The organism is Mesorhizobium sp. LSJC285A00 (assembly GCF_000503155.1).
GTDB lineage: Bacteria > Pseudomonadota > Alphaproteobacteria > Rhizobiales > Rhizobiaceae > Mesorhizobium.
The window spans coordinates 60,365-86,792 of the sequence record NZ_AYVK01000005.1; the positions used below are offsets into that span (position 1 = coordinate 60,365).

At 64.1% G+C, this 26,428-nt stretch carries 29 protein-coding genes; 13 read left to right on the plus strand and 16 right to left on the minus strand.

Going from position 1 to position 26,428, the window contains the following annotated elements:
• Window positions 1-11: 11 nt before the first annotated feature.
• On the plus strand, window positions 12-995 hold the full coding sequence (gene ubiA, locus X726_RS161765) for a 4-hydroxybenzoate octaprenyltransferase (protein WP_023668456.1): 984 nt from the start codon (window positions 12-14) through the stop codon (window positions 993-995).
• Between the two features lie 142 nt (window positions 996-1,137).
• Here ubiA and X726_RS161760 read toward each other — a convergent pair whose 3' ends face one another.
• The 3 genes from X726_RS161760 to X726_RS161750 form a co-directional block, all read right to left on the minus strand.
• Window positions 1,138-1,704: a DUF6101 family protein gene (locus X726_RS161760; protein ID WP_023668457.1), complete on the minus strand. Its 567-nt coding sequence runs from the start codon at window positions 1,702-1,704 to the stop codon at window positions 1,138-1,140.
• A gap of 183 nt (window positions 1,705-1,887) precedes the next feature.
• Window positions 1,888-3,318, minus strand: a complete 1,431-nt coding sequence (locus X726_RS161755; protein ID WP_023668458.1) for an FAD-binding oxidoreductase — start codon at window positions 3,316-3,318, stop codon at window positions 1,888-1,890.
• Window positions 3,319-3,336: 18 nt separating this feature from the next.
• Window positions 3,337-4,305, minus strand: coding sequence for an L-threonylcarbamoyladenylate synthase (locus X726_RS161750; protein ID WP_023668459.1), 969 nt, complete (start codon window positions 4,303-4,305; stop codon window positions 3,337-3,339).
• 372 nt (window positions 4,306-4,677) lie between these two features.
• Here X726_RS161750 and X726_RS161745 point away from each other — a divergent pair, with 372 nt between their 5' ends.
• Both X726_RS161745 and X726_RS161740 read left to right on the plus strand, forming a co-directional pair.
• The gene (locus X726_RS161745) at window positions 4,678-5,130 is read left to right on the plus strand and encodes a hypothetical protein (RefSeq protein WP_023668460.1); all 453 of its coding nucleotides are present in this window, start codon (window positions 4,678-4,680) and stop codon (window positions 5,128-5,130) included.
• A 165-nt stretch (window positions 5,131-5,295) separates the two neighbouring features.
• Complete coding sequence (locus tag X726_RS161740; protein ID WP_081732299.1) at window positions 5,296-5,679, plus strand: hypothetical protein; 384 nt, start codon at window positions 5,296-5,298, stop codon at window positions 5,677-5,679.
• A gap of 76 nt (window positions 5,680-5,755) precedes the next feature.
• On the opposite strand, the gene glyS is transcribed toward X726_RS161740, so the two are convergent.
• From glyS to X726_RS161725, 3 genes are all read right to left on the minus strand, one after another.
• Window positions 5,756-8,224: a glycine--tRNA ligase subunit beta gene (gene glyS, locus X726_RS161735; RefSeq protein WP_023668462.1), complete on the minus strand. Its 2,469-nt coding sequence runs from the start codon at window positions 8,222-8,224 to the stop codon at window positions 5,756-5,758.
• Between the two features lie 306 nt (window positions 8,225-8,530).
• Window positions 8,531-9,286, minus strand: coding sequence for a DUF559 domain-containing protein (locus tag X726_RS1000000171500; protein ID WP_245272065.1), 756 nt, complete (start codon window positions 9,284-9,286; stop codon window positions 8,531-8,533).
• A 108-nt stretch (window positions 9,287-9,394) separates the two neighbouring features.
• Entirely contained in the window at window positions 9,395-10,339 is a 945-nt protein-coding gene (locus tag X726_RS161725; RefSeq protein WP_031214684.1) for a glycine--tRNA ligase subunit alpha, read from the minus strand.
• Window positions 10,340-10,515: 176 nt separating this feature from the next.
• On the opposite strand from X726_RS161725, the gene X726_RS161720 reads away from it, so the two are divergent.
• Window positions 10,516-10,977, plus strand: a complete 462-nt coding sequence (locus X726_RS161720; protein WP_023687114.1) for a GNAT family N-acetyltransferase — start codon at window positions 10,516-10,518, stop codon at window positions 10,975-10,977.
• Window positions 10,978-11,186: 209 nt separating this feature from the next.
• Here X726_RS161720 and X726_RS161715 read toward each other — a convergent pair whose 3' ends face one another.
• From X726_RS161715 to X726_RS161695, 5 genes are all read right to left on the minus strand, one after another.
• Window positions 11,187-12,962, minus strand: coding sequence for a tetratricopeptide repeat protein (locus X726_RS161715; protein WP_023709651.1), 1,776 nt, complete (start codon window positions 12,960-12,962; stop codon window positions 11,187-11,189).
• A gap of 122 nt (window positions 12,963-13,084) precedes the next feature.
• Entirely contained in the window at window positions 13,085-13,546 is a 462-nt protein-coding gene (locus X726_RS161710) for a DUF1284 domain-containing protein (protein ID WP_023668468.1), read from the minus strand.
• Window positions 13,547-13,658: 112 nt separating this feature from the next.
• Window positions 13,659-14,249: a biotin transporter BioY gene (locus X726_RS161705; protein ID WP_023668469.1), complete on the minus strand. Its 591-nt coding sequence runs from the start codon at window positions 14,247-14,249 to the stop codon at window positions 13,659-13,661.
• Between the two features lie 352 nt (window positions 14,250-14,601).
• Window positions 14,602-15,270: a GntR family transcriptional regulator gene (locus X726_RS161700; RefSeq protein WP_023668470.1), complete on the minus strand. Its 669-nt coding sequence runs from the start codon at window positions 15,268-15,270 to the stop codon at window positions 14,602-14,604.
• An 87-nt stretch (window positions 15,271-15,357) separates the two neighbouring features.
• The gene (locus tag X726_RS161695) at window positions 15,358-16,374 is read right to left on the minus strand and encodes a polyprenyl synthetase family protein (RefSeq protein WP_023668471.1); all 1,017 of its coding nucleotides are present in this window, start codon (window positions 16,372-16,374) and stop codon (window positions 15,358-15,360) included.
• 221 nt (window positions 16,375-16,595) lie between these two features.
• Between X726_RS161695 and X726_RS161690 the strand changes: the two genes are divergently transcribed.
• The 7 genes from X726_RS161690 to X726_RS161660 all read left to right on the plus strand — a co-directional run bounded on the left by X726_RS161690 (window position 16,596) and on the right by X726_RS161660 (window position 20,867).
• Window positions 16,596-16,820 carry a DUF2007 domain-containing protein gene (locus X726_RS161690; protein WP_023668472.1) on the plus strand — a complete coding sequence of 75 codons (225 nt, stop codon included), beginning with the start codon at window positions 16,596-16,598 and terminating at the stop codon, window positions 16,818-16,820.
• On the plus strand, window positions 16,820-17,614 hold the full coding sequence (locus X726_RS161685; RefSeq protein ID WP_023668473.1) for a methyltransferase: 795 nt from the start codon (window positions 16,820-16,822) through the stop codon (window positions 17,612-17,614). Before X726_RS161690 ends, X726_RS161685 begins: the two co-directional genes overlap by 1 nt.
• A 120-nt stretch (window positions 17,615-17,734) precedes the next feature.
• Entirely contained in the window at window positions 17,735-18,592 is an 858-nt protein-coding gene (locus X726_RS161680; RefSeq protein ID WP_023668474.1) for a S49 family peptidase, read from the plus strand.
• A 72-nt stretch (window positions 18,593-18,664) separates the two neighbouring features.
• Window positions 18,665-18,850, plus strand: a complete 186-nt coding sequence (locus tag X726_RS161675; RefSeq protein ID WP_023668475.1) for a membrane protein — start codon at window positions 18,665-18,667, stop codon at window positions 18,848-18,850.
• Window positions 18,851-18,876: 26 nt separating this feature from the next.
• Window positions 18,877-19,770, plus strand: a complete 894-nt coding sequence (locus X726_RS161670) for a 4-(cytidine 5'-diphospho)-2-C-methyl-D-erythritol kinase (protein ID WP_023668476.1) — start codon at window positions 18,877-18,879, stop codon at window positions 19,768-19,770.
• On the plus strand, window positions 19,757-20,311 hold the full coding sequence (moaB, locus tag X726_RS161665) for a molybdenum cofactor biosynthesis protein B (RefSeq protein WP_023668477.1): 555 nt from the start codon (window positions 19,757-19,759) through the stop codon (window positions 20,309-20,311). Before X726_RS161670 ends, moaB begins: the two co-directional genes overlap by 14 nt.
• Window positions 20,312-20,435: 124 nt before the next feature.
• A complete protein-coding gene (locus tag X726_RS161660; protein ID WP_023668478.1) occupies window positions 20,436-20,867 on the plus strand; it encodes a hypothetical protein in 432 nt (143 codons plus the stop codon).
• Here the strand turns inward: X726_RS161660 and X726_RS161655 are convergent.
• Both X726_RS161655 and X726_RS161650 read right to left on the minus strand, forming a co-directional pair.
• Complete coding sequence (locus X726_RS161655; RefSeq protein WP_023668479.1) at window positions 20,857-21,831, minus strand: hypothetical protein; 975 nt, start codon at window positions 21,829-21,831, stop codon at window positions 20,857-20,859. The two genes, X726_RS161660 and X726_RS161655, sit on opposite strands and share 11 nt — an antisense overlap.
• A gap of 252 nt (window positions 21,832-22,083) precedes the next feature.
• Window positions 22,084-22,587 (minus strand): glycosyltransferase, encoded by a 504-nt coding sequence (locus tag X726_RS161650; RefSeq protein WP_023668480.1) that lies wholly within the window; start codon window positions 22,585-22,587, stop codon window positions 22,084-22,086.
• Window positions 22,588-22,737: 150 nt separating this feature from the next.
• Here X726_RS161650 and X726_RS161645 point away from each other — a divergent pair, with 150 nt between their 5' ends.
• Together X726_RS161645 and X726_RS161640 are read left to right on the plus strand one after the other, a co-directional pair.
• On the plus strand, window positions 22,738-23,892 hold the full coding sequence (locus X726_RS161645) for a PA0069 family radical SAM protein (RefSeq protein WP_023684378.1): 1,155 nt from the start codon (window positions 22,738-22,740) through the stop codon (window positions 23,890-23,892).
• Between the two features lie 147 nt (window positions 23,893-24,039).
• Window positions 24,040-24,738, plus strand: a complete 699-nt coding sequence (locus X726_RS161640; protein WP_023668482.1) for a ribonuclease HII — start codon at window positions 24,040-24,042, stop codon at window positions 24,736-24,738.
• Window positions 24,739-24,953: 215 nt separating this feature from the next.
• Here the strand turns inward: X726_RS161640 and X726_RS161635 are convergent, their stop codons facing one another.
• The 3 genes from X726_RS161635 to X726_RS161625 form a co-directional block, all read right to left on the minus strand.
• Window positions 24,954-25,445: a F0F1 ATP synthase subunit B gene (locus tag X726_RS161635; RefSeq protein WP_023668483.1), complete on the minus strand. Its 492-nt coding sequence runs from the start codon at window positions 25,443-25,445 to the stop codon at window positions 24,954-24,956.
• A 10-nt stretch (window positions 25,446-25,455) separates the two neighbouring features.
• Entirely contained in the window at window positions 25,456-26,055 is a 600-nt protein-coding gene (locus tag X726_RS161630) for a F0F1 ATP synthase subunit B (RefSeq protein ID WP_023668484.1), read from the minus strand.
• A 91-nt stretch (window positions 26,056-26,146) separates the two neighbouring features.
• Entirely contained in the window at window positions 26,147-26,371 is a 225-nt protein-coding gene (locus X726_RS161625) for a F0F1 ATP synthase subunit C (RefSeq protein ID WP_006206606.1), read from the minus strand.
• Window positions 26,372-26,428 lie beyond the last annotated feature (57 nt).

The window sequence follows — 26,428 nt, forward strand, 5'->3', positions numbered from 1 at the left end:
ACTCCAGCACGATGGAAACCATCCAGTCGAAAGCCGCACAGGGCCGCGTCGCCGACGCGCCGAGCGGCCATTGGGTCTACAAGATATTGCCGCGCTGGCTGTGGCCTTACGCGCAGCTTGCGCGCTGGGACCGGCCGATCGGCTGGCAATTGCTGCTGTGGCCCTGCTGGTGGTCGGCAGCGCTTGCGGCCAGCGCCTATCCCCGCCCGGCAGACCCGTTGCTCACATTGCTGCCGTCGCCGTGGTTCCTGTTCCTGTTCTTTGTCGGCGCCGTCGCCATGCGTGGCGCCGGCTGCACCTATAACGACATTGTCGACCAGGACATCGACAACAAGGTCGAGCGCACGCGCTCGCGGCCATTGCCGGCCGGCAAGGTGACGCGCCGCCAAGCCTGGGCGTTCCTGGTCATCCAGGCCTTGCTGGGCCTGGTCGTGCTGCTGCAGTTCAACGACTTCGCCATTCCGCTCGGCATCGTCTCGCTGGTCATCGTTGCCGTCTATCCCTTCATGAAGCGCTTCACCAACTGGCCGCAATTGGTGCTCGGGCTCGCCTTCTCCTGGGGTGCGCTGATGGGCTGGGCGGTCGAGTTCGGCGATCTCGATGGCCCGGCCATCATGCTCTATATCGGCTCGATCCTGTGGGTGATCGGCTACGACACCATCTATGCACATCAGGACAAGGAAGACGACGCAATCGTCGGCGTGCGCTCGACGGCGCGGCTGTTCGGCGACAACACCAAGACCTGGCTGGTCGGGCTTTATGGCGGCACGCTGGTCTGCTTCGCCATCGCCTTCGCCTCGGCGCAGGTGCCGGTGGTGGCGCTGGCCGGGCTGATCGCCGCCGGCGCCCATATGGCGCGGCAGATAGCGGTTCTGGATATCGACGATCCCGATCAATGCCTGCGGCTGTTCAAATCCAACAACCAGGTCGGCTGGTTGATCTTCATCGGCATGATCGGCGGTGCGCTGTGGGTGGCGCTAAAGCCGCTGGTGTAGGCTCCCTCTTCCTTCTCCCCTTGTGGGAGAAGGTGGATCNCCAGCGGAGTGAGGCGTTGGCGTTCCCTGGAACACCCCTCATCCGTCTTGCCGCTTCGCGGCAATCCACCTTCCCCCACAAGGGGGGAAGGAGAAGAGCGCTCTATTCTCTCGAAATAATCTCCTGGCCGTCGATCACCAGTCTCAGCCCGAGATTGCCGGCCCTGCGGCGGGCGAGGAAGCGCGGGCGGCGCGTGGTCGAGACCCGGCCCTTGCGGCGATCCTTGGCCGGCAGCGCCTTGATGGCGGCGCCGAGCGATTCCTCAAGCGTGCGGGCAATGCCGTCGGATTCGATCAGCAGCATCTGCAGCCGGTAAGCATCGGCCCAGGCGCGCCAGTCGGCGGCGACGTCGTCGAGATCGTCGGCCACCAGCAGCGGCACCGACAGCATCGGGTCGTTGTGCAGGAGTTCGAGGGTTACCGTGACATTGCCTTGCGCATCCTCCATCGCGCGGGCGGCGACGCCGCGAAACGCGTTGGCGGGCAGCGCGATGATCGCCGGCACGCCGCTCATCTCGAGCGTGCGGCGGATGACGGCGCCGCGCTGGTCGATGGTGAAGGTAACGTCGCCATAGTCGTCGCGCGTGGCATAGCTCACCACTTGCGGCAGGCGGAATGGGTCGAGGCGCATGTTGCGCCCGGCCCAGACGGGCTTCAATACACTGTTCATCTGCTGCCTTCCTGTGTTTCTCCTGAGAGCCGTTTTGCGGGTCTCTCCGGGCCGGTTTTCCCGGCCTCGTTGTGTGAAACATTAGCGCGAGCTTCTGCCGCGCGGCTTAAGAAAGTCAGTTAAATTTTGCTGATCTCAGGCGATGGTTATCGGAATGAGACCAGCCACAAAATGTTGAAAGGATCAGATAACCTTACCGGGATTCATGATGCCGGCCGGATCGAAGACGGCCTTCACCCGGCGCATCAGCTCGATCGCCATTGGCGGCGCGGTGGCGATCAGCTCGTCGCGCTTCAACTGGCCGATGCCGTGCTCGGCCGAGATCGAGCCGTGGAAGGAGCGCACGACATCGTGCACGGCATGGTTCATGGCGTGGTAGAGGCCGAGAAACGCTTCGTCGTCACCGCCCTCCGGCCGGGAGATGTTGTAGTGGAGATTGCCGTCGCCCATATGGCCGAAGCAGACCACGCGCGCCTGCGGACTGACCGAAGCCACTGCACCGGCCGCCTTTTCGATAAACGCCGGGATGGATGCCACCGGTACCGAAATATCATGCTTGATCGAAGCGCCTTCGGGCTTTTGCGAATCCGGCAGCACCTCGCGGAAGTTCCAGAACGCGTCGCCCTGCGCCAGGCTGGCCGCGATCACCGCGTCGCCGACGATGCCTTGCTGGAGGCCTGCCGACAGCACTTCTTCGATCAGCCCCCTGGCGTCCTCGGCCGAACGGCCCGACGACACCTGCATCAACACATACCATGGCCAATCCTGCGCCAGCGGCCGCGTGACGCCCTGCGCATGGCGCAGCGTGAAATCATAAGGACGCTGGCCGATCAGCTCGAAGGCGGTGAGTGCCGCCCCTGCCCGGTCCATCGCCAGGCTGAACAGCGAAAGCGCTGCTTCCGGCGACGACAGGCCGGCAAAGGCCACTTCGCGCCCCTTGGGCTTGGGAAACAGTTTCAGCACCGCCGCGGTGATGATGCCGAGCGTGCCTTCGGCGCCGACGAACAGGTTCTTCAGATCGTAACCGGTGTTGTCCTTCTTCAGTTTGCGCAGATCGTCGAAGACTTCGCCGGTCGGCAGCACCACTTCGACGCCGAGGCAGAGTTCGCGCGCATTGCCATAGGCGAGCACGCCGGTGCCGCCGGCATTGGACGAGAGGTTGCCGCCGATTTGGCAGGAGCCCTGCGCGGCAAGCGACAGCGGAAACAGCCGGTCGGCGGCGTCGGCGGCTTCCTGCAGCGTCTGCAGGATGACGCCGGCTTCGACGGTCACCGTGTTCGAGAAGACGTCGATCTCGCGAATGCGGTTCAGCCGCGACAAAGAAAGCACGATCTCGCGGCCGGAGGCATCCGGCACCTGGGCGCCGACCAGCCCGGTGTTGCCGCTTTGCGGCACGACCGGCGTTCCCGTCTCGCTCGCCAGGCGCATGATCCGGCTGATCTCGTCGACGCTGCCGGGACGCAGCACCAAGGCGGTCCTGCCGTGCCATAGGCCGCGCCGCTCGGTCAGATACGGCGCAATATCGGCCTGGTCGCGCAGCGCATATTTGTCGCCGACGATTGCCGCGAAGCGGGCGATGAGAGCGGGATCGAGGTCGAAGGGTGCGTCGTTCATGGGCGCAAACTATGGCGCTCAATCGAGCTTGTCACGGGGGGCAGCGGCACGAAACAGCCGATCGTTGATCGCCTCGCCGAGCCCATCTAACGGGATCGGCTCGACGGCGATCGTCGCCGCACCGCTGCGGTCGAGTTCCTGCAAATACGCGAACAGATTGCTTGCGGCTTCGCGCAAATCGCCTGACGCGGACAGGTTGCGCAAGGCGGCCGCCGCTTGCCAGCCTTCCGCGCGCTGCTCGCCAAAGGCCAGCAAAGCCTCGCCCGCGCCCACGCTTTGCGCATTGAGCCGCACCGCGGCGCCCGGCGCGTAATGCGACGCCAGCATGCCTGGCGCCTCGATGCCGGCTGTCGCGCCGCGCTGCAGCTTGATGCCGGTGACGGCCTCGATATCGGCGGCAGCGATGCCGCCTGGCCTCAGCAGCCGCACGCTGTTGCCTTCGACCTTGACGATGGTCGATTCCAGCCCGACCGGGGNGGTGGCGCCGCCATCGACCACCAGCTGGATTTTGGCGCCGAGATCGGCCGCGACGGCTTGCGCCGTCGTGGCGCTGATCTTGCCCGAAGAGTTCGCGCTGGGCGCGGCCAACGGCCGGCCGAGTCTGGCGATCAGCTCGCCGCCGAACCCCCTCGGCATGCGCAGCGCGATCGTATCGAGCCCGGCGGTGACCAGCGGATGGATGCCGTTGCCGGGTCGGAGCGGCAGCACCAGCGTCAGCGGCCCCGGCCAGAACGCCTCGGCCAGCCGCTTCGAAAGCGGGTCGAAGATCGCAATGCGCTCGGCCATCGCCAGATCGGCGACATGGGCGATCAGCGGGTTGAAGCGCGGCCGGCCCTTGGCTTCGAAAATGCGGGCGACGCCGACGCCATTGGTCGCGTCGCTGGCCAGTCCATAGACGGTCTCCGTCGGGATGGCGACGACGTCGCCGCCCTCAAGCAGCGCCAACGCCTGCTCCATCGCTTCGCCGACGGATAGTATCTCAGCCACTCGCTTCACCTCACAGGCACCGGACCTAAAGCGCGTCGCGCTGAACCGGATTCATGCGACGCGCTTTAGGTCTTTGTTTTGATGCATGTCGTTCTCTCAAAACCGGGGCCACTTTTGAGCGACATGCATTAGAGCGGTTCAGCGGTTCGCTGAAACGCTCTAAGTATTTGTTTTTGCGCAATTCCGGACGGAAAACCGCTACTCACTTTTCCTGGAATTGCTCTAATACGGCAGTGGTTTTCGGGCAAGCCGGCGTTGGCGAATTATCAATGCCTAAAATGCTACGTTTCCCTGCAAGCCGGCATCAATCCACTGGGGTTAAGGCTATTTGCGGTTAGGGCTGGCGGCTTGTCGGGCAAGGGGACGGTTTCGATGTCGATGCGTGTGCTTGGAGCGCTTGGTTTCACCCTGGCGGCGATGACCGGTGGGGCGCACGCCTCGTCGATCGTCTTTCTCGGCGTCTCGACCTCGACGCCATCGGTCATCAAGGTTGGCGGATCCGAACCGGTCAGGATCGCCTCGTCGCCATCGATCGTCGCACTCGGCGATGCCCAGCCCGATGTGACTTATGAAAAGGTCGCGGCGATCCCCGAAAAGCCTAGGCAGGATCCGATGATCATTCGCGGCGGCATCGTCGGCGGCGCCTTCGCCGCGCCGGCTCCGGCCAGGGCGAGCGCCGCGGCGCCGGCGACTGAGCCGACGGCAGAGACCGCACCAGCCGGAACTGCAACGGCATCGAACGGCAAGCCCGAGTCGCAACCGGCAGCGCCGCAGCCGGCAGCAACACCGCAGCAGCCGATCGAGGGCGTCGGCAAAGCCGAGTAGGCCATTCAGCCAAAACAGTCGGCCAAGACAGTCGGCCGATCCATGCCGCTTGACGCCGATCGACGCCCCGGCGCAGGATCGGCTTGGCGGCGGCGGCCCCAATTTCGCCAATCGGGTTTGGCATGAGCGCGCCGGGTTCTAGGAGAGCGAGGGGTTATCATGAACATGACGAAATCTTTGACTATTGCCGGCCTGTTGCTGGCGTCACCTATAGGTGTCGGCGGCGCGCAGGCCGGTGACGAGCTAGGGTCCTACGTCGCGCGCATTTCCGATCGCGACCACCATGCCAGCGACGGCTATGAGCTGAGCAGCGCAGCACAGATGGTGCGGCAGGACCGTGCCAACTGGCACAAGTTCCACCGGCGCGATGCCGACGACCAGGGCGATGACTGGTTCCGCAGCAACGATGATCGCGCGTATCTGGAACGCATGCTGAAGCGCGGTGGCGCGATGAGCTCCTCGACACGGAACGCCATCGTCAATGGCGAGCCGCTGATCCAGGTCGACGTCTATTCAGACAGCGTGCATGTCAGCATTTTGGAGGACTGACGGAGTCAGCCTCGGGAGGACTGAAAACAAGACGGGCGGCGTGTGAACGCCGCCCGTGTTCGGGCTTGTCCGTCCCTTAGCCAGCTATTCTGGAAAAATCCGCGACCTGATCGGTGGCCGTGCGGATGCGAGCCAGCAGCGCCAGGCGGTTGGCGCGCACGGCCTGGTCCTCATCATTCACGAGAACGCGTTCAAAGAATGAATCAACCGGTTCGCGCAGCACGCTAAGCGCCAGCATGGCGGCGGAAAAGTCTTCGTTTTGAATCGCTTCGCCGGCTTCTCTCTCCGCCTGATTCACCGCCGCAAACAGCGATTTCTCGGCCTCCTCGCGAAACAGCGCCGGCTCAACAGTCGCGGCGACGCGCGTTTTCTTCTTCTCCTCGGCAGCCAGAATGTTGGCCGCGCGCTTGGCGCCGGCGAGCAGGTTCTTGCCGTCCTCGGTGTCGAGGAAGGACCCTAGCGCCTCGACGCGGCGCACGATCTGCAGGAGGTCATCCGAGTGCGATTGGCCGATCTCCCCCCTTGTGAGGGAGATGCCCGGCAGGGCAGAGGGGGGCGCGCCAGAATGAGAGGTCGGCGGGACAGCGCCCCCCTTTGTCGGCTTCGCCGCCCCCACAATGGGGGAGATTGGCGCGCTTCCACCACCTGCCAGCACGGCGTCAATGAGATCATGCCGAGCGCCCTGGTCGCGGAGATAGACTTTCAGGCGGTCGTGGAAGAAGGCGAGGAGGTCGGAGCCAAAGGCCCGTCCAGCCTTAGACGCGAGATAACTCGCCGTTTGATAGGCACTATCGAAGAGCGATGTCAGCGGCAGTGAGATCCCATTCTCGATCAGGATCCTCACCACACCCAGTGCTGCCCTTCTCAGCGCGTAAGGATCCTTCGAGCCCGTCGGCTTTTCATCAATGGCCCAGAAGCCGACCAGCGTATCGATTTTGTCGGCCAGCGCGACGGCAATCGACACCGGATTGGTCGGCACGCTATCCGACGGACCTTGCGGTTTGTAGTGCTCCTCGATCGCCGCAGCCACGGACGGATGCTCGCCCTGCAGCAGCGCGTATTTGCGCCCCATGGCGCCTTGCAGTTCCGGAAACTCGCCCACTGCTTCGGTCGTAAGATCGGCCTTGGCCAGCACCGCGGCGCGGGCCGCGAGCGCGGTAATCTCCTCCCTTGAGGGGGAGATGTCGCCGAAGGCGACAGAGGGGGTCGTCTCGCGTGGAGCGCCAACTCCCTCTTTCTTCGAGAGACCGGACGGCGTCGCGGCAGCCGAAGCGACCCCCTCTGGCCTGCCGGCCATCTCCCCCTCAAGGGGGGAGATCGACTGCGCCACTGTTGGCGCCAGCTCCTGCGCCAGCCGCTTGATCCGCTCCACCCGATCGCCTTGCGTACCGAGCTTGGCGTGAAAGGTGACATTGAGATGGTCGAGGCGGGCCATGCGCTGGTCGAGCGGCTTTTTCAGATCGAGCCCGAATTTCTTCGCCGACGCCTCGAGCTGCTCCAGATCCGGCAGATCGCCCTGGTCGGTCTTCCAGAAATACAGCGCGTCCGACAGGCGGGCACGCACCACCTTGCCGTTGCCGTGCGCGACCTCCTTGCCGCCGTCCTTGGCCTCGATGTTGGCGGTGAGGATGAAGCGGTTGGAGAGGTTTTCGCCGTCGCCCTGCGGCCGGGTGACAAAGCATTTCTGATTGGCGCGGATGGTCAGCCGGACCACTTCTGGCGGTATAGCAAGAAAGGCCTGCTCGAATTCGCCCATCAGCACCACCGGCCATTCGACCAGGCCCGACACTTCTTCCAACAACCCTTCGTCCTCGACCAGATCGAGCCCGTTGGCGAAGGCGAGGTTGCGGGCGTCGGCAAGGATGATCTCCTTGCGGCGGTCGCCATCGAGCACGACCTTGGCCGCTTCCAGCTTGGTCACGTAATCGTCGAAGCGGCGCACGGTGATTTCTCCCGGCGCCATGAAACGATGGCCGTAGGTGATATTGCCCGAGCGGATGCCATCGATCTCGAAATCGACCACCACCGGCTCCTCGGTCTCCGGGCCGAAGGTGCACAGAATCGTCTGCAGCGGCCGCACCCAGCGTAGCGAACCGGGCTTGGCCGAAGCCGGCCCCCAGCGCATCGATGTCGGCCACGGGAAGCTGCGAATGATGGCCGGCACCAGCTCGGCGATGATTTCTTCCGCCGCCCTGCCCGGCTTCGAAATATGGGCGACGTAGAAATCGCCCTTCTTCGGATCGGAATGGACATGCGCCTCGGCAGCCGAGGCAAGACCTGCCTTGCGCAGAAAGCCCTGCACCGCCTGTTCCGGCGCCGTCGTCGACGGCCCCCTGATCTCCTCGTGGATATCCTTCGAGCGCGCGGTCAGGCCCCTGACATCGAGCGCCAGGCGCCGCGGCGTCCAGTATTCGCGCGCGGCGTCATAGGTCAGACCCGCCTCGACCAGACCGTCGGTCAGCATCTTCCTGAGATCGCCCGCCGCCTTGCGCTGCATGCGGGCGGGGATTTCCTCGGAGCGGAGTTCCAGCAACAAATCCGGCATCAGAGTTTCTCCACCCGCATGCCTTCTCCCTGATTGCGCGTCCTCGCGCCTCCGGCGCTGCGGTTGCGCGGCCGGGCGGGGATTTCCTCGGAGCGAAGTCCTAGCAAAAGATCAGGCATCAGAGTTTCTCCACCCGCATGCCTTCTTCCTGATTGCGGGTCCTCGCGCCTCCGGCGCTGCGGTTGCGCGGCTGGGCGGGAATCTCTTCCGAGCGGAGTTCTAGAAGCAGATCAGGCATAGTTAGGCTCCCACCCTCCCCTCGATGGGGAGGGTCGGCGCGCAGCGCCGGGGTGGGGTGGCGACCTCTCAGCCGCCGATACCTTCGGCACCATCGCGCAAACGCAGGTGTGATTTTCGTTCTTCCACCGCCGCATAGATCGTATCGAGCACGGAATCCAGTTCGTTTTTGATTTCATGGTTCCAGAAGCGGATGACTCGATAACCCTGGCTCTCAAACCATTTCGTTCGACGTTCGTCATGGTGCTGTTGGTCATCGAAGCTGTGATGGGCACCGTCCACCTCAATGATCAGCTTCAGCCGGTGGGAGATGAAATCAGGGAAGTAAACGCCTACCGACGCCTGCCTGCGAAAATGAGTGCCTTCTACTGGAATGCGCCACAGATGCCGCCACAGGATGCGTTCCTCGTCGGTCATCGCCGCGCGAAGCCTTTGCGCAGACTGCAGCTTGAATCGATCGAGTTTTGGCATGGAACGTCGCGCTGTCACCCCCNCCTTTGCGCAGACTGCAGCTTGAATCGATCGAGTTTTGGCATGGAACGTCGCGCTGTCACCCCCCCCCGCCGCTTCGCGGCGACCTCCCCCATCTAGGGGGAGGTAAGAGGGCATAGCAACTCGGCTGACCGCTGTTTCCAGGAATTTTGACCGCCCCTGTCGGGCCGCAACCAGCCCGCCCGTCCTTTGATCAAAGATTTCCATGAACCAAACGCAGCGCTGAAGCGACCAACGCTCAGGCAGGGACCTATTGGCTGAACGACCATGAAAACGGCATCGAGACTTCTCCACATCATCGCGCTCAGCGCCTGTTTCGCCGCGCAGGTGCATGGCGCCTTCTCGATGCCGGGCGTACGGCAGGCTATGCGGACCATGGCGGGGTCGACTGGCCCGATGTTGGCCCCAATCAACATTTCCCTCGAAATGATGAAGTGAGCCTCAGGCGGCGAGCCCGCCGGCCTGGGTCTGCAAAAATGCCTCGCCGCAGGCTTTCGCCAGATTGCGCACCCGCAGGATGTAGCTCTGCCGCTCGGTCACCGAAATCACGCCGCGCGCGTCGAGCAGGTTGAAGACGTGGCTGGCCTTGATGCACTGGTCATAGGCCGGGAGGACCATGCGGTGCATCGGCAGATTGTCGTTCGAAGCCGGGGCGCCGGCCGCGAGCAGCGCCTTGCATTCGGCTTCGGCGTCCTCGAAATGCCTGAGCAGCATGGCGGTGTTGGCATATTCGAAATTGTGCCTGGAATATTCCTGCTCGGCCTGCAGGAAGACATCGCCATAGGTGACTTTTTCGGCGCCTTCTCGGCCGTTGAAGTTGAGGTCGTAGACATTGTCGACGCCCTGCACATACATGGCCAGCCGCTCCAGGCCGTAGGTCAGTTCTCCCGCCACCGGCGCGCATTCGATGCCGCAGACCTGCTGGAAATAGGTGAACTGCGACACTTCCATGCCGTCGCACCAGCACTCCCAGCCGAGCCCCCAGGCGCCAAGCGTCGGGCTTGCCCAGTCGTCCTCGACGAAGCGAATGTCGTGCAGCAACGGATCGACGCCGATCGCCTTGAGCGAGCCGAGATAGAGTTCCTGCAGGTTCGGCGGGTTGGGCTTCAGGATCACCTGGTACTGGTAATAATGCTGCAGCCGGTTGGGGTTTTCGCCGTAGCGGCCGTCCTTGGGCCGGCGCGAGGGCTGGACGTAGGCGGCGTTCCAGCCCTTGGGCCCGAGCGCGCGCAGCGTGGTGGCCGGATGGAAGGTGCCGGCGCCGACTTCCATGTCGTAAGGCTGCAGGATGACGCAGCCATAGGCGGCCCAGTAATTGTGCAGGGTCAGGATCAGCCCCTGGAACGAGCGGCTGGGATGCATATGGGCTGGACTGTCTGACGTCACGGCGGCCTCGGAAAGCGCTGAAATGATGCCATTCCCTAGTTGCCGGGCCGGTAGGCGTCAAGGCAGCGCCTATCGCCGCCTTGATGAGAGGTTGAACGCTTTGCTTCGGACTGGCCCATTGCCGGACGGTGCCGGTGGCCGTTTGCTCGCCCAGCTTCAACGACAAAGGTTCAGCCATGCAAGGCCAGTTCACCGTACGCCCCGTCACCCGAGAGGATTACGAGCAATGGCTGCCGCTGTGGGACGGCTACAATGCGTTTTACGGCCGCTCGGGCGAGACCGCCCTGCCCGGTGACATCACTGCAATGACATGGTCGCGCTTCTTCGATGCCTATGAGCCGATGCATGCGCTGGTCGCGGAGAGCGAAGGCAAGCTTCTCGGCCTTGTCCACTATCTCTACCACCGCACCACGACGGCGATTTCGCCGAACTGCTATCTGCAGGATCTCTTCACCAATGAGGCGTCGCGCGGCAAGGGCGTCGGCCGGGCACTGATCGAAGACGTCTATACCAGGGCGCAAACCGCAGGCTCCAGCCGCGTCTACTGGCTGACACACGAAACCAACCACACGGCGATGAAGCTCTACGACAAGATCGGCGATCTCTCGGGGTTCGTCGTCTACCGAAAGCTGTTCTAGAATGAGCGCCAACGCTGGGTCTGCGCCGCGTCGCTTCGCTCCTTGCTCCGCCATAGAATGACGATCGCGATAGGGCGTCTCTATCTCTTTGTTTCTGTCGCAATTCCGAGCGGAAAACCGCGCACACTTTTCCTGGAATTATTCTAAGACGCCAAGCCGAAACAAAAACGGGGCTCAGCGAGCCCCGTTTCATCAGAAGTATGGCCCGATCACCCCTTCGGCGCTGGCGGGGTGGCCGGCTTGACTTTCGGGGTTTCCTGCGCCGTGTTGGATTCGATCGGCGGCAGGCCCTTCATCAGCTTCTGCTGCAAAATGGCAAGCACATCGGGATCCGGCTTCAGGTCGCGCGCCTGGTTCCACTGGAAAGTGGCTTCGAGCTTGCGGCCGACGCGCCAATAGGCATCGCCGAGATGGTCGTTGAGCACCGGATCTTCCGGCTTGAGCGACACGGCGCGCTCCATTTCGCGCACGGCGTCGTCGAACCGGCCCATGCGGAAATAGGCCCAGCCCAGCGAATCGACGATGTAGCCGTCGCTCGGCCTGAGGTCGACGGCCTTTTGGATCATCGCCAGGCCTTCCTTGAGGTTCATGTTCATGTCGACCCAGGAATAGCCGAGATAGTTCAGCACCTGCGGCTGGTCGGGGAACAGTTCCAGCGCCTTGAGGAAGTTCGGTTCGGCCTTGGGCCATTCCTTCAGCCGCTCATAGGCGATGCCGCGCTGATAGTAGATGTTCCAGTTGGCATTGGTCGGCGTCTTCAGCACCGCGACCGCCTTGTCATAGAGAGTGGCGGCGGAGCGGAAATCCTCCTTCGAGGCATAGACCCCGCCGAGCGCCAGATAGGCGCGCATGTCATCGGGGTGAGCTTCGACGAATGCCTTCAGATGGGCGATCGCCTCGTCGTGACGGTTGAGATCGGCAAGGTTGAGGCCGAGCTGCAGGTCGGAAAGCTCTTTCAGAGGCGAAGAGGCTGGAATGCGGCTATAGAGGGCAATGGCGCCTTCGCCGTCCTTCAACTGCTCCGCAACGGCGGCAAGCTGCACCAAAGCGGCGTCGCTGTCGGGCTTGAGCGCGAGCGCATATTGCAGATAGAGGCGCACGAACGGCTCGCCGCCGCCGCGATTGAGCGCGATGGCGAGGTCGAGCAGGATTTCAGCGGCGCCTTCGGAGGGACTGGCGACGAAGGGCTCGATCTTGTCGCCCTTGCTGATCCTGTCGCGAAGCGCCTGGATGTCGAGCTTGCCGGGCGCGAACGCCTCGGCCTTGTCGAGCACGTAGAGCGCCTTGTTCTTGTTGCCCTTGCGCGCCAGGAAAGACGCGTAGGCCTGGGCGTTGCGCATCCATGTCTCGGGCGCGGCACCGCCGGCCGTGACGTCGGTCAGGGTCGCGTCATAAAGCGCGTCGGCCTTGTCCGACAGACCTGCGGCATCGGCGATCAGCGCGCGGTGGAAGGACTTGAACAGGCCGAACCAGTCAGGCCCCTGCAGTTTGTCGATCGAGGCCATCGCCCCGGTGGGGTCGCCGGCGCCCTCTTGTGCCCAGCCGGACATGACGCCGGAAATCAGCCGGTCGAGATCGGATTCGAGCGACAGCTTGAGCCAGTACTGCGCCTTGGTGAAATCCTTCTTGTGGAAGGAATCGACCGCCAGAGCCAGACGCGAGAAGCGCTCGACGTCGGGAACTGCCTTGAGCTTGTCGGCATAGACCAGCGATTCCTCGAAGCGGCCTTGCGCGATCAGCGACAGCATCAGGCTTTGCTGCAGCGAGGTGTCGCCGGGATTGAAGGCGAGCGCCTGCTTGTAATAAGCGATGGCATTGTCGAGGTCGTTGTCGCCTTCGGCGATGCGGGCGGCGAGATAGGCGCCCGAGAAGGAGGTGATCTTGACCGGGTCGGTCGATTCCTTGGCGTAGGCAGGCAGCGGAGAAATCGCCATCCCTGCCACAATTGCCAGCCCCGCGAGCCAGCGCGCACGTCCTTGCCGCATCGTATCCCTTTCAGCCAAGCGCCATCCCGCGTCGGCGCGGAGAAGCCATAGACTCGATGTTTCCTGACAAAGCATGGCCTTTTTGGGGTCAGGCTGCAATCCGGGCCGAATTCACAATCGGGTCACCCGATTAACAAACCATGGCGACGCAGACACTGTCGGTTCCGACAATAGCAGATCGGGGTTGGGAGNCCTGCCGCTATCGTGCTGCACAGGCTGGCCCACTCGCAACCCTGGCAGGCCTCACGCGTCACGCCGGCTGAAAAGGCCGCGCGCAAGGCGGCAAGCGTTGCCGCGTCGAGGCTGAGACGGACGCCCGCCTCGATCGGCCGGGCCAGCAGCTTGCCGACATCGCGTGCTGCCAGCTCGTCCCGGCCTGCGGCGCTTTCGCGCAAGCAGTGGGGCTCGGCCTCGCCGAGCAGCGGCCGGCAGATGTCGTCGGGGCCGGAGACGATCAGAATATCCTCGCCCCGGCCCAGGCGTTTCGCGATCACGTCATAGTTGGCGACGAAGGCTGCGCTGTAGCCCTTGCCGACATAGGTCAGCAGGCAAAGCAGATGGTGGGAGCGCAGCCTGACGGTCATCGGTCTTAGGACGCGGTTGCGGAGCCTGTTCCATCCCGAAGATATCGGGATGGGGCTCCATCTTTTTGTTTGAGCATGATCTCTTCCGAAAGCCGGACTCCACTTTTCGGGATCATGCTCCTGCCGGGTCCGCCTTACCGGAAAACAGCTTGAGCGTCGCGGCGCCGAGCGCCGATTTCAGCAGGCCGCCGACGAGGAAGGGCAAGAAGCCGAAGGTGATGGCCTGTTCGAGGCCGATCATGACGGCGAGCCAGGCCGTGCCGAGAACCAGGCAGGCGAGGTTGCCGAGGACCATGCCGGCGAAGGCGAGCAGCACGCGGTTGCCGTTCCAGCCGCGTTCGGCCAGCCAGCCGACCAGCGCGCCGACGACCGGGAAGGCGAAGAGATAACCGCCCGTTGCCCCGACGAAATACGACGCGCCCGCTGCCCCTCCGGACAGGACAGGAAAGCCCACGGCGCCCTCGGCGAGCCAGGCGATGATGGTCATGGCGCCAAGCCGCCAGCCATAAAGTGCGCCGACCAGCGTCACGGCGAAGGTCTGCATGGTGACCGGCACCGGCACCATCGGCACCTCGATCTGGGACAACAGCGCCAGAAACAGCGTACCGAGGGCGACGGCCGCGGCCTGCCAGCTATGCGAGCGGGTTTGCAGGCGCAACGGGCTGAAGGACGGCTTGGACGGCGAAAAGGCGATGTAGGTCATGGTGCTTCCTAGCTGGTTTGAAATTATAGATAATTTTGTTGTTCGATCTATTATCGAATCCATATTTGCGCGGGAATGGCAACCCTCACCCCTAAAAAGGCTTGGGCTTGCGTGTCGAATAAAGGACATTTGGAAAGGCTGGCGGGACAGCACCCCCCTCTGGCCTGCCGGCCATCTCCCCCGCAAGTGGGGAGATCGGATGTCGCCTTTGCTTTCGCCAATGGCCGACGTTGCAGGACTAACGCAACGGCAAAGCTGTTGATCTCCCCCCTTGCGGGGGAGATGTCCGGCAGGACAGAGGGGGGTGTGAAGGATCGCTACGCGCGGAATCCGACGACTTGTCCCTTCGTCCCTACCCGACGATGGCAAACGCTTCGCGCATCTTGCCCGACGCGGTCTTGACCGGTTTCTGGCCGATCCACTGAACGTGCCGGCCAAGCGTGGCGGCGGCCGATTCGGTATTGCCCTGCCGCAGCGCGCTCAGGATCGCGCGATGATCCTGGTCGGTGCGGATTTCCCATTCCGAGCGCCATGCGGCGAACAGGAAGCGGGCGCTTGCGGCGTGCAAATCGTCGATGGTGGCGATGAGCCGCGGCATGCCGCAGGGCGCCAGGATCAGCCGGTGGAAGGTGCGGTTGGCCTCCTCCCAAGATCTGACATCGCGGGATTTGTCGCCGGCCTTTGTGGCTTCTTCGGCAAGATTGAGAATGGAAGCCGTCAGATGCGGCGCGGCATGGCGCAGCGCCAGCACTTCGAGGGCTGCGCGCATTTCGGCGACTTCCCTGACTTCGCCGAGGTCGAAGGCGGCGACGCGTACGCCCCGCCTGGGCTCACTGGCCGCCAGCCCTTGCGCCTCCAGGCGCCGAAAGGCCTCGCGCACCGGGACATGGCTGGTCTGGAATTCCTCGGCGATGTGATCCTGCCGCAGCCGGGCGCCGGGTTCGATCCCACCCGATATGATGCGATCCGCCAGCACCTTGCTGATGCGCACGGCGATGGTGTCGTCTGCGGTCTTTGCCATGTTTTATAGATAATTTGCACTGCTGCCGATTGTCGAGCGGTGATTGCCCGATTTTGCGTGCAATCTTGCTTTGGCGCCAGGCGCGGGTCAGTTCACCCGGCTGATGCAGAAGTCGATGACGTCGATCAGCGCCGATTTCTGCGGCGTCGCCTCCAGCGGCGCCAGCGCGTCGCGGGCGATCTCGCCGAAATGGCGGGCGCGGCCGATGGTGTCGGCAATGGCGCCATGGCGGGTCATCAGGCCGATCGCCTTTTCCAGGCCGGCATCGTCGGTGACATTGTCCTCGATGGCGCGCTTCCAGAAGGTGCGCTCGGCCTTGGTGCCGCGCCGGTAGGCGAGGATGACCGGCAGCGTAACCTTGCCTTCGCGGAAATCGTCGCCGACATTCTTGCCCAGCTCCTGGCTGGAGCCGCCATAATCCAGCGCATCGTCGATGAGCTGGAAGGCAAGGCCGAGATTCATGCCGTAGGAGCGCAAGGCGGCGCGATCGTTGCGCGTCGCCGATGCGATGACCGGGCCGACCTCGGCGGCAGCCGAGAACAGCGCCGCGGTCTTGGCCTTGATGACGGCGAAATGCTCGTCCTCGGTGGTATCCAGGTTCTTGGCTGCCGCCAGCTGCATCACCTCGCCCTCGGCGATGATCGAGGCGGCGCTGGACAGGATGTCGAGCGCTTCCAGCGAACCGACATCGACCATCATGCGAAAAGCCTGGCCGAGCAGGAAATCGCCGACCAGCACGCTCGCCTGGTTGCCCCAGATCATGCGGGCAGTCTTTTTGCCGCGCCGCATGCCGCTCTCGTCGACGACGTCGTCATGGAGCAGCGTGGCGGTGTGCATGAACTCGACCGCGGTGGCGAGCTTGACGTGGCCCTCGCCAGAATAGCCGAACATCTGGGCCGCCGCGAGCGTCAGCATGGGACGCAGCCTTTTGCCGCCCGACGAGATCAGATGATTGGCGACCTCCGGGATCATCTCGACGTCGGAGCCGGCCTTGGACAGGATCAGTTTGTTGACGCGCCCCATATCGGCTGCTGTCAGGTCGATGAGATCCTTGATGGACGCGGGTTCCCGCTTCCCGTTTTCGATGTTGAGAACGACACCCACCAACAAACACTCCCGTCTTTGATCACGCGTGCGACGGCACCCTGGTCCCACCTGGGACTCTAAGGCGGCACATACGGGCACGGCAAGAGGCGAATTGGCGCGGCTGCGGTGACGGCGTGTCAACCTTAGCGACCGCATGCCGTTGCCCGGAAACCGCTCCACACTTTTCGGCGCCATGCTCCGGCGTTTACATCAACGCTGCAACCTGCGAACTTCGTCCGATGATAGAACTCGTGCGCACCAACGATGCCGTGATCATCTCCTTCGTCGAATCGCTGATGCGCGATGCCGGGATCGCCTGCTTCGTCGCCGACCAGAACATGAGCATTCTCGAAGGGTCGATCGGTCTTTTGCAGAAGCGCGTGATGGTCGATGCCGTCCAGGCCGATCAGGCGCGGCGCATCTTGAAAGACGCCGGCATCGAGAACGAAATCCGCCAGACATAATGGCTGAAGCGAGCGCGCTTACCAGCGATACGCCGGCCCATACGGTCGATGCCTTCCATCGCGGCCGCTTCTGGCTGGTCCAGCCCAGGACAGGGCATCGCGCCGGGATGGATGCCATGATGCTGGCGGCAGCAGTTCCATCCGGCTTTGCTGGACGCCTCGCCGATTTCGGCGCCGGCGCCGGTGCGGCGGGTCTTGCCGTGCTGTCGCGCTGCCCAGAGGCGCAGGTCGTGCTCGTCGAACGGTCGACCGAGATGGCAGGCTTCGCCACAACCACGCTCGCCCATCCCGGCAATGCGCATCTCGGCAATCGCGCCTCGGTGCTGACCGCCGACGTCACGCTGTCGGGCCGGGCGCGGACGCAAGCCGGCCTTGCCGACAATTCCTTCGATTTCGTCATCATGAACCCGCCCTTCAACGCGGCGCAAGACCGCGCCACGCCCGATCCGCTGCGGCGGCAGGCGCATGTCATGGACGACGGGCTGTTCGAAAGCTGGATCCGGAGTGCGGCTGCCGTCGCCAAGCCGCGCGGGGGCCTGGCCGTCATTGCGCGGCCGGAACAGCTTGGCGACCTCCTCCATGCGCTGTCGGGCCGCTTCGGCGACGCCGAGATGCTGGCCGTGCATCCGCGCCCGGAAGCAGCCGCAATCCGCATTGTCGTCAGGGCAGCGCTCGGCGCGCGCGGCAAGCTGTCGATCCGCCAGCCTTTGATGCTGCATGGGCAAACGGGCGACGGCCCGTCGGAACGAACCGAGATGATCAACAACGGACTGGCGTCGCTGTTTGGCGATTGATTTAGGCCCGTCAGTGTCGTTGCCGCAAAACCGGCACACAGTTGGCTGAGATGGATTGCAGCATTGCCGTTGACCGGCAAATCCCTACATGCGTTGAAGCCATTTGGAGACAGCCACCTCGTGAAACGCCTTTTCAACCGCCTGCTGCCGAAATCCTGGCGATCCAGCGTCGTCACCATTCCCGTCATCAGGCTGCATGGCACCATCATGGCCGGCGGCGGCCCGTTCCGGCCGAGCCTGTCCTTGGCGTCCACCGCCGCCCTCATCGAAAAGGCGTTCCTGTTCGATGCGCCCGCCGTCGCCATTTCGATCAATTCGCCTGGCGGCTCGCCGGTGCAGTCGCGGCTGATCTTCAAGCGCATCCGTGACCTCGCGGTCGAGAAGAACAAGAAGGTGCTGGTCTTCGTCGAGGATGTGGCGGCCTCGGGCGGCTACATGATCGCGGTCGCCGGCGACGAGATCTTTGCCGATCCGTCCTCCATCGTCGGTTCGATTGGTGTCGTCTCGGCCTCGTTCGGCTTTCCCGAGTTGATGAAGAAGATCGGTGTCGAGCGCCGTGTCCACACCGCCGGCCAGAACAAGGCGGTGCTCGACCCGTTCAAGCCGGAGAAGAGGGAAGACGTCGAGCGCCTGAAGGCGCTGCAGCTGGAAGTGCACGAGACCTTCATCGACCTGGTCAGGGAACGCCGTGGCACCAAGCTGAAGGACGATCCGGACCTGTTCACCGGCCTGTTCTGGACCGGCAAGAAAGGGCTGGAGCTTGGCCTCGTCGATGCGTTGAGCGACATGCGCACGGTACTGAAAACCCGCTTCGGCGCGAAAACCCAGCTCAGGCTGGTCACCGCGCCGCGTGGCCTGTTTGGCCGCATCGGCCTGTTCGGCTCGAACTTTTCAGCGCCCGATATTGCCGCCGCCGCCGCAAGCGGCGTGATCGATGCGGCGGAAGAGCGCGCATTGTGGGCTCGCTTCGGGCTTTGAAAAAGCAGGGAAAGCGTCTAGCATGAGGGCTTGACAGTCTGCCTTGCCGCCTTGCGAGGGAGGAGCTTTGAAATGCCACAGATCATTTTCTTCGCAGTTGTCGGCGCAGCCGCTTATTTCGGCTACCGCACCTTCGTCCGCGAGGCCGAACGTGTGACCGCCAAGGTGCGGCGCACCGAAAAGCAGGCAGCCAACGGCACCAACGGCACGCTGGTCCAGGATCCCAAGACCGGCGAATACCGCCTGGCCAAGGACTGAGCATCATCCCGTCAGCAGCCGACAGTTTGGATGCCGCAGCCCGGACGTGGCTTGCGCCCGCCAAGATAAATCTGGCGCTGCACGTCAGCGGCAGGCGCGCCGACGGGTATCATCTGCTCGAGAGCCTGGTCGTTTTCACCCGCTTCGGCGACAGGGTCGAGATCGAGCCTGCCGACGCCGACCGGTTCTCCGTATCGGGCCGTTACGCGACTTCCGTGCCGATCGACGACAGCAATCTGGTGGTGAAGGCGCGCGAGGCGCTGCGCAGGCAGGCCGGCCAGCAGAGCACGCCGCCGGTTGCCATCCGGCTGGAAAAGAACCTGCCGGTCGCATCCGGGGTCGGCGGCGGCTCGAGCGACGCGGCGGCGGTATTGCAGGGTCTTGTCCGGACCTGGGGGCTCGACATCGGCGAGGCCGAACTGAGCCGGATCGGTCTCACGCTCGGCGCCGACGTGCCGATGTGTCTTGCGGCAAAACCGCTGGTTGCGCGTGGCGTCGGCGACGAGCTGTCGCTGGTGCCGGATTTTCCGGCGCTCGCTTTGGTGCTGGTCAATCCCGGCGTCGCCGTCTCGACGCCCGATGTGTTCAATGCACTTGAAAAACGCGACAATGAAGGACTGCCGCCGCTGCCGCGTGCATTTGACTTCCACAGCGTCCGCAACTGGCTGGAGATCACCCGCAACGATCTCGAACCGGCGGCGCAGGCGATCCAGCCGCCCATCGGCCGAGCGCTTTCCCTGCTGAACAGGGCCGGATCTGGATTCTCGCGCATGTCGGGCTCCGGCGCGACATGCTTCGGGCTGTTCGAGACCGGCAATGTCGCGAAGCGCGCCGCCGCCGAGATCCGCAGCCGCGAACCGGAGTGGTTTGTCGCCGCGACACGAAGCATCGCTTCAGAGGGGGCCGATGACCAAAATTGACGAAAGCCGCCCGTTCATCCCGGTGCGCATCGCTGTGCTGACGGTGTCCGATACGCGCAGCCTTGCCGACGACAAATCAGGGCGGACGCTGGCCGATCGCATCGTCGAGGCCGGCCATGTCCTGGCCGCGCGCGACATCGTCACCGACGACCTGGAGAAAATCCGCGATAAGGTGCTGGGCTGGTCGCGCGACGAAGACATCGATGTCGTCATCACCACCGGCGGCACCGGTTTTACCGGCCGCGACGTGACGCCGGAGGCGCTGGAGCCGATCTTCGAGAAGCGCATGGATGGCTTTTCCGAAGTGTTCCACCGCATTTCCTACGACAAGATCGGCACCTCGACAGTGCAGAGTCGGGCGACGGGCGGCGTCGTCAACGCCACCTTCGTCTTCGTGCTGCCGGGCTCGCCCGGCGCCTGCAGGGAGGCCTGGGACGGCATCCTGAAACCGCAGCTCGACTACCGCCACATGCCCTGCAACTTCGTCGAGATCATGCCGCGCCTGGACGAGCATTTGCGGCGCGGCAAGGCCGCCTCGTAAACCAAGGCAAAGCCGGCCAAGTGCTGCCTTTGTCAGGCAGAATGGCGGCTGCGCCTTCGAGAGGTCATTTCCTCCGGGTCGTCGGGCGGATAGTCTGTCGCCAAGTCAAGACGGAAGAGATCCAATGAGCGCGCACCGCGGCGGCTGCCATTGCGGCAACATCCACCTGACGTTCGAAACGGGAATCGAGCCGGCCGAGGTGGAGATCCGCGCCTGCCAGTGCGCGTTCTGTGTCCGGCATGGTTCGCGCGCCGCCGCCGATCCGCAGGGCCGATTGATCGTCTCGGTCGAGGACGAGGCGCGGCTGCACCGATACCGGTTCGGATTGCGCACCGCCGATTATCTCATCTGCCGGGACTGCGGCGTCTATGTCGCTGCTGTGACCACCGACGGCGAACCGAGAGCGATCGTCATCGTCAATGCGCTGGATGACCGGCCGCGGTTCAACCGCGAGCCGGTCCCAATGGACTATGATGCCGAGAACAAAGAGGGTCGCATTGCCCGGCGGCAAGCGCGCTGGATGCCGGTCGAGATCCGCTCCGGCCTCAGCGGATGACCGGTTCGCCGTGGAAGCGGCGGCGCGAGGGCGGCGAGACGCCGAAGCCGACCTCCATCATCAGCCGTGGCGTGGTGGACGGCACGGTGCCCATGTGGAAGCCGAACGGGTCCTCGACGAAGCCGAGGCCGGCCTGGCCGGTCAGCGTGACCGGGCTGTCGTCGCCATAGACCTTGAGCACGTCTTGCGCCGGATGGCCGACCAGCAGCGTCAACTGGTGCTTGAGGCTGCGCCTGTTGTGGCTGCCTTTGACATAGACATGCGGGCCGGTGCCGGCATCGCAGGGCTTGAGATAGAAGAAGAATTTCAGCATCCGCCAGTCGTCGAGATCGAAATGATATTTGCCGAGCGAGGCAAGGTTCTTGTCGGCGTCGGAAGCCTCGCCGGTCGGAAAGCTCCACCAGACACGCGTGGTGATCAGCTTTGCCTGCCCGCCCAGATAGTGCTGGGCGATGTCGAGCAGCAGCGGGTCGTTCTGGATGGCGAGTGCCGCCTTGCAGCCGAGGATGCGCTCGAAATAGTGTCCGCTGAGCAAAGAGCGGCCGAACCGCTTCTCGGCTTCTGCGTGTTCTCCGGGCATGAATTCGAGCCGGCGGTCGAAATTGCCGAAGCACGGCGTGCTCTGAGCAAAGCTGGCGATCTCTTCGTGGATTGCCTGCGGAAGGACCAGTCCGGAGAACAGGCCATCGGCGCGCAGCGCCGCGACGATCGACTTGAGGTCGACGCCCCTGAACATCGTCGCTCCGGCACTCTGCGCGGGGCGCGCGGCTTTGGCGCCAAGCCAGTGCAGTTTGCGCGCCGGCATGGTGCGGGCAAGCACGAACATCGGCAGCCATGCGGGATTTTCGCGCAGGTCGGACAGATAGGTCGGGATACGCACCGCAATGCGGCGGAGCAGGCTGCCGTTGCGGGCAATGGCTTCCAGACTGGGGGCGCCGGATTTGTCAGGGGACGAAAGGTTCATCGGGGTCCTCAGATATGAACGGCAGCAACGACGACGCGGCGCTTGCTTACCGCTCCGGCACTACCCAAACCCCGATATCCCGCATCAACGGAATGCTAATCCCGCGTCAGCTTTTGTGCAATGCACAATAGCTTTTTGCGGCGAAAAAGAGGGATGGTGCTGCGACCGTGCCAATGCGGATGAGACGCCGACGCTGCCCCTCATCCGCCCTTCGGGCACCCTTCTCCCTGGGAACGGGAAAAGGGAGAAACATCACTTCTTCGGCGCCAGCCAGATTTCGGCGTCGAGCCGCCTGGTGGCGAGACCGCGCGCAAGGGCTTCGGCGCTGTGCGCGTTCTTCGACAGGCCAGCGGCCTGGCGCTTGCTGATGACCAGCCCTTCGGCCAGCGCCCGGTTGCCCGAAAACACCCGTGACAGGAACGGCGTGCGGCTGCCGCGCGCACGGGAAAAGCGCGCCGGCATGGTTTGCCGCGCCGTGTGAGCGACAACGTCGTCGATCCAGCCCTCCGCCAGCCTTGCGCCGGGTTCCAGAAACAGCAGCCAGTCACCCTTCGCCTGCCTGATTCCCGCGGCAATGCCGCCGGCGACGAAGTGGCAGCCGGCATGATCGGCAACCCGATGCGTCTGGTCGGTCGAGCCGGTGTCGCAGACGATGACATCGCGTACCACGCCCTCGACCGCGCCGCCGATCAACGAGGCGAGCGTGCGGGCAAGGCCTTCTTCGTCATCCCGGGTTTCGATGAGAACGCTGAGCATTTTTAGCCGAATAGCGGAAAGCCCGGCGCAGCGCCAGTTTTGCATGGCCCAACGAAAAAGTTCTTGCTTTGTTCTCATCAGCGAAATAGGATTATTTTCATGAACAGAGCGATTCGACAGCCAGCCGACAGTCCTTGGGAAAGGGCCAAAATGGAACATATCGTGCGTGCGGACATTGCTGCTTTCGGAGCAGGGCGAGCCGAGATGGCCAATGCGATGATCGAACAGAGCGGCATGCGCGTCCGTCCGGATCGCAACCGCGGCCGTTCCGCGGGCATCAACCCGTCCGGCCGGTTCGAGCCGGTCAGCCGGCATGTGTTCGACGACGGCTGGAATTCGCTGGAGGAATTGCCGCCGTTCAAGACCGAAGTGCAGGTCGAGAAGCCGCGCACCATCATCACCCGCAACGAATCGCCCGACATTTCCTTCGACCGCTCGATCAACCCCTATCGCGGCTGCGAGCATGGCTGCGTCTATTGTTTCGCCCGGCCGACGCATTCCTTCATGGGCCTGTCGCCGGGGCTGGATTTCGAAGCGAAGCTGTTTGCCAAGCCGGATGCGGCGCGGCTGCTCGACAAGGAACTGTCGAAGGATGGCTATCAGCCGCGCACCATCGCGATCGGCACCAACACCGATCCCTACCAGCCGATCGAGAAACAATACCGGATTATGCGCGAGATCCTCGAAGTGCTGGAGGCGCGCGGCCATCCGGTCGGCATCGTCACCAAATCCCATCTGGTGACGCGCGACATCGACATCTTGTCGCGCATGGCCGAACGGGGCTTGGCCAAGGTGGCGCTGTCGGTGACGACGATGGACCGCATGCTGGCGCGCACCATGGAGCCACGCGCGTCGACGCCGACCAAGCGGCTCGAGGCGATCCGGCAGCTTTCCGATGCCGGCATCCCGGCCTCTGTCATGGTGGCGCCGATCATTCCCGGCCTGACCGACCAGGAGATGGAGCGCATCCTCGATTCGGCACGCGCCGCAGGCGCCCGCGAGGCCGGCTATGTGATCCTGCGCCTGCCGCTCGAGGTGGCGCCGATCTTCAAGGACTGGCTGCTGCGCCACTATCCCGACCGCTACCGGCACGTGATGTCGCTGATCCGTTCGATGCGCGACGGCAAGGACTATGATTCGGAATGGGGCAAGCGGATGAAAGGCGCCGGCCCCTATGCCTGGCAGATCGGCCGGCGCTTCGAGATCACGGCCAAGCGGCTCGGCCTCAACGCCGAGCGGCGCACGCTCCGAACCGACCAGTTTGTAGCCGCCGCCAAGGCGACCGAGCAGCTGATGCTGCTCTGAAAGTAGCGCCTGCCCTGCCCTCGTGGTTGGCAGGCGACCCAAGAATCCCGTCCGGCCTGTCCCCCGGCCTGCAGACGGTGCCCTCCCGGTCTTGCCCCACTGGAGGGACTTGCGGAGAATCGGAGCCGATGCGAACCTCGCCGCAACATGGCTCGCGCGCGTTCCGATTCTCCGCTTCTTTTCGAAATCGTCGAAAAGCCCGACTTCTCCTTCGAGACGAAGGCGATGGCCGAAGGCCTTTGGCCGGTGGCAGGCATGGACGAGGCCGGCCGCGGTCCGCTGGCCGGGCCGGTGGTGGCGGCGGCGGTGATCCTCGATCCCGCCAACATTCCTGACGGGCTAGACGATTCCAAACGGCTCAACCCTTTGCAGCGCGAGGCGCTGTTTCTGAAAATCCTGGGGTCAGCGCTGGGCGTGTCGATGGCCTCGGTCAGCGCCGAAGGCATTGACGGCAGCAACATCCTCAAGGCCAGCCTGGAAGCCATGCGCCGCGCCCTTGCCGGCCTGCCGATCCAGGCGAAGCTGGCGCTGGCCGATGGCCGCGATGTGCCGCCGGGCCTCCTCTGCGAAGGCCGCGCGCTGATCAAGGGCGACCAGCGCTCGCAATCGATCGCCGCCGCCTCGATCGTCGCCAAGGTGATGCGCGACCGCATGATGTGCGGCTGCGGCAGCCATCACGAGCGCTACGGGTTCGAAGTCCACATGGGCTACGCCACCGTGCGGCACCGCACCGCGATCGAAGCGCATGGTCCGGTGGCAAGGCTGCACCGGGCGTCATTCGCGCCGTTCAGGCTGGGTGGAGTTGAGGTGGTTGAGGAAGAAGGGTTTGTCGGGTTGGACAGCTAATCTCCCCCTTGAGGGGGAGATGGCCGGCAGGCCAGAGGGGGGTCGCCGCGCGTGAAGCGCCAGCCCTTCTTCGCAGCAGAATGCGTCGCGCCCGGTCGCACCGACCCCCTCTGTCGCCTTTGGCGACATCTCCCCCTCAAGGGGGGAGATTGTCCGCGCTCAACAAAAAAGCCGCCAGGTTGCCCGGGCGGCTTGATGTCAGCGAGTTACCCCGCTCAGTTCAGCCTGGCCTTCACGTCCTGCAGCGCGGACTTGAACAGGTCGGCGCCGGCCTTGGCGTCGATCTTGCCGGCAAGCAGCGTGCGGGCCGCCTCGACGGCGATGTCGACGGCGCTGGCGCGCACTTCGGCGACGGCTTCGCGCTCGGCCTGGCCGATCTTCTGCTCGGCAAGCGCGGTGCGGCGGGTGACATAGTCTTCGGTCTTCTTGTGCGCCTCGGCGGCAAGCATGTCGGCCTCGCGCTTGGCGGCAGCGACGATGGCTGCGGCCTCCTGCTCTGCTTCCTTGCGCTTCTTCTGGTATTGGCCGAGCAGTTGCTGGGCCTCTTCGCGCAACCGGCGGGCTTCCGCAAGCTCGTCGCTGATCTTGGTCGCACGGGCGTCGAGCGACTTGGCGATCAGGCCTGGCACCTTGATGTAAACGGCAACGCCGAGGAAAATGACGAGGGCAACTGTTGCCCAAAGCGTTGCGAGAGATGTGGCGTCCATGATGTGCTCCTCACCGGGCCACGGATTTGACCGCAGCCGAGATCTCGGCCTTGCTCGTCTTGCCGCCGACAAGCGCATCGACGATGGCTGAAGCGGTGTCCTCGGCAATCGTGCCGACTTCCTTCATGGCGTTGGCCTTGATGGAAGCAATGCTGGCCTCGGCCTCGCCGAGCTTCTTGTCGAGGGCGGCCTCGACCTTCTTGCGGGCAGCCTCGGCTTCAGCCTTGGCAGCGTCGTTGGCCTGCTGGCCTATCGCGTTGGCCTTGGCCTTGGCTTCCGCAAGTTCCTGCTCGTAAGCGGCAACGGCGGCGTCGGCCTCGCCCTTCAGCCTGGCGGCCTGGTCGAGGTCCTGCGTGATGCGATCGCTGCGGACGTCGATGATGCCGCCAAGGCGCGGCATCACCACCTTCTTCAGGAACAGATAGAACAGCCCGAACGTGATCGCCAGCCACAGAAGCTGGGACGGAAACGTCGCCGGATCGAATGGCGGGAACGTGCCGTGCGCCTCGGCAGGCACGCCGGCGCCGGAATGCGTGCCGCCTTCCGTACCGGTATGGGCGCCTTCAGCGGCGGGTGCGGACTCTTGCGCAAACGCAGATGTCACGAACATGGACTATCCCCTGATATCAGGCATGGCCGCAGGAATGCGGCCAGCCAATTCTTCCCAATGCTCGTCCGACCGATATTGGCCGAACAGGGGCTCAGCCGAACAGGGCGAGAAGCGCGATGAGAAGCGAGAAAATGCCCAGAGCTTCGGTCACGGCGAAGCCGAAAATCAGGCGGCCGAACTGGCCATCGGCGGCCGACGGATTGCGCAGGGCGCCCGCCAGGTAGCTGCCGAAGATGTTGCCGAGGCCAATGCCCGCGCCGCCCATGCCCAGGCAAGCGATACCGGCGCCGATGTACTTTGCTGCTTCTGCGTCCATTTTAAACTCCTTTGGATCTGTAATTCGTTGCAATTCCATCCGGCGAAAGATGCCGGA

What these genes read in the sequence shown, in the direction of transcription:
- ubiA (WP_023668456.1), top strand. Translation starts at nt 12, where the DNA reads ATGGAAACCATCCAGTCGAAAGCCGCACAGGGCCGCGTCGCCGACGCG.
- X726_RS161760 (WP_023668457.1), bottom strand. Translation starts at nt 1,704, where the DNA reads ATGAACAGTGTATTGAAGCCCGTCTGGGCCGGGCGCAACATGCGCCTC.
- X726_RS161755 (WP_023668458.1), bottom strand. Translation starts at nt 3,318, where the DNA reads ATGAACGACGCACCCTTCGACCTCGATCCCGCTCTCATCGCCCGCTTC.
- X726_RS161745 (WP_023668460.1), top strand. Translation starts at nt 4,678, where the DNA reads ATGTCGATGCGTGTGCTTGGAGCGCTTGGTTTCACCCTGGCGGCGATG.
- X726_RS161740 (WP_081732299.1), top strand. Translation starts at nt 5,296, where the DNA reads ATGACGAAATCTTTGACTATTGCCGGCCTGTTGCTGGCGTCACCTATA.
- glyS (WP_023668462.1), bottom strand. Translation starts at nt 8,224, where the DNA reads ATGCCGGATTTGTTGCTGGAACTCCGCTCCGAGGAAATCCCCGCCCGC.
- X726_RS161720 (WP_023687114.1), top strand. Translation starts at nt 10,516, where the DNA reads ATGCAAGGCCAGTTCACCGTACGCCCCGTCACCCGAGAGGATTACGAG.
- X726_RS161715 (WP_023709651.1), bottom strand. Translation starts at nt 12,962, where the DNA reads ATGCGGCAAGGACGTGCGCGCTGGCTCGCGGGGCTGGCAATTGTGGCA.
- X726_RS161705 (WP_023668469.1), bottom strand. Translation starts at nt 14,249, where the DNA reads ATGACCTACATCGCCTTTTCGCCGTCCAAGCCGTCCTTCAGCCCGTTG.
- X726_RS161700 (WP_023668470.1), bottom strand. Translation starts at nt 15,270, where the DNA reads ATGGCAAAGACCGCAGACGACACCATCGCCGTGCGCATCAGCAAGGTG.
- X726_RS161690 (WP_023668472.1), top strand. Translation starts at nt 16,596, where the DNA reads ATGATAGAACTCGTGCGCACCAACGATGCCGTGATCATCTCCTTCGTC.
- X726_RS161685 (WP_023668473.1), top strand. Translation starts at nt 16,820, where the DNA reads ATGGCTGAAGCGAGCGCGCTTACCAGCGATACGCCGGCCCATACGGTC.
- X726_RS161675 (WP_023668475.1), top strand. Translation starts at nt 18,665, where the DNA reads ATGCCACAGATCATTTTCTTCGCAGTTGTCGGCGCAGCCGCTTATTTC.
- moaB (WP_023668477.1), top strand. Translation starts at nt 19,757, where the DNA reads ATGACCAAAATTGACGAAAGCCGCCCGTTCATCCCGGTGCGCATCGCT.
- X726_RS161660 (WP_023668478.1), top strand. Translation starts at nt 20,436, where the DNA reads ATGAGCGCGCACCGCGGCGGCTGCCATTGCGGCAACATCCACCTGACG.
- X726_RS161655 (WP_023668479.1), bottom strand. Translation starts at nt 21,831, where the DNA reads ATGAACCTTTCGTCCCCTGACAAATCCGGCGCCCCCAGTCTGGAAGCC.
- X726_RS161650 (WP_023668480.1), bottom strand. Translation starts at nt 22,587, where the DNA reads ATGCTCAGCGTTCTCATCGAAACCCGGGATGACGAAGAAGGCCTTGCC.
- X726_RS161645 (WP_023684378.1), top strand. Translation starts at nt 22,738, where the DNA reads ATGGAACATATCGTGCGTGCGGACATTGCTGCTTTCGGAGCAGGGCGA.
- X726_RS161640 (WP_023668482.1), top strand. Translation starts at nt 24,040, where the DNA reads ATGGCTCGCGCGCGTTCCGATTCTCCGCTTCTTTTCGAAATCGTCGAA.
- X726_RS161635 (WP_023668483.1), bottom strand. Translation starts at nt 25,445, where the DNA reads ATGGACGCCACATCTCTCGCAACGCTTTGGGCAACAGTTGCCCTCGTC.
- X726_RS161630 (WP_023668484.1), bottom strand. Translation starts at nt 26,055, where the DNA reads ATGTTCGTGACATCTGCGTTTGCGCAAGAGTCCGCACCCGCCGCTGAA.
- X726_RS161625 (WP_006206606.1), bottom strand. Translation starts at nt 26,371, where the DNA reads ATGGACGCAGAAGCAGCAAAGTACATCGGCGCCGGTATCGCTTGCCTG.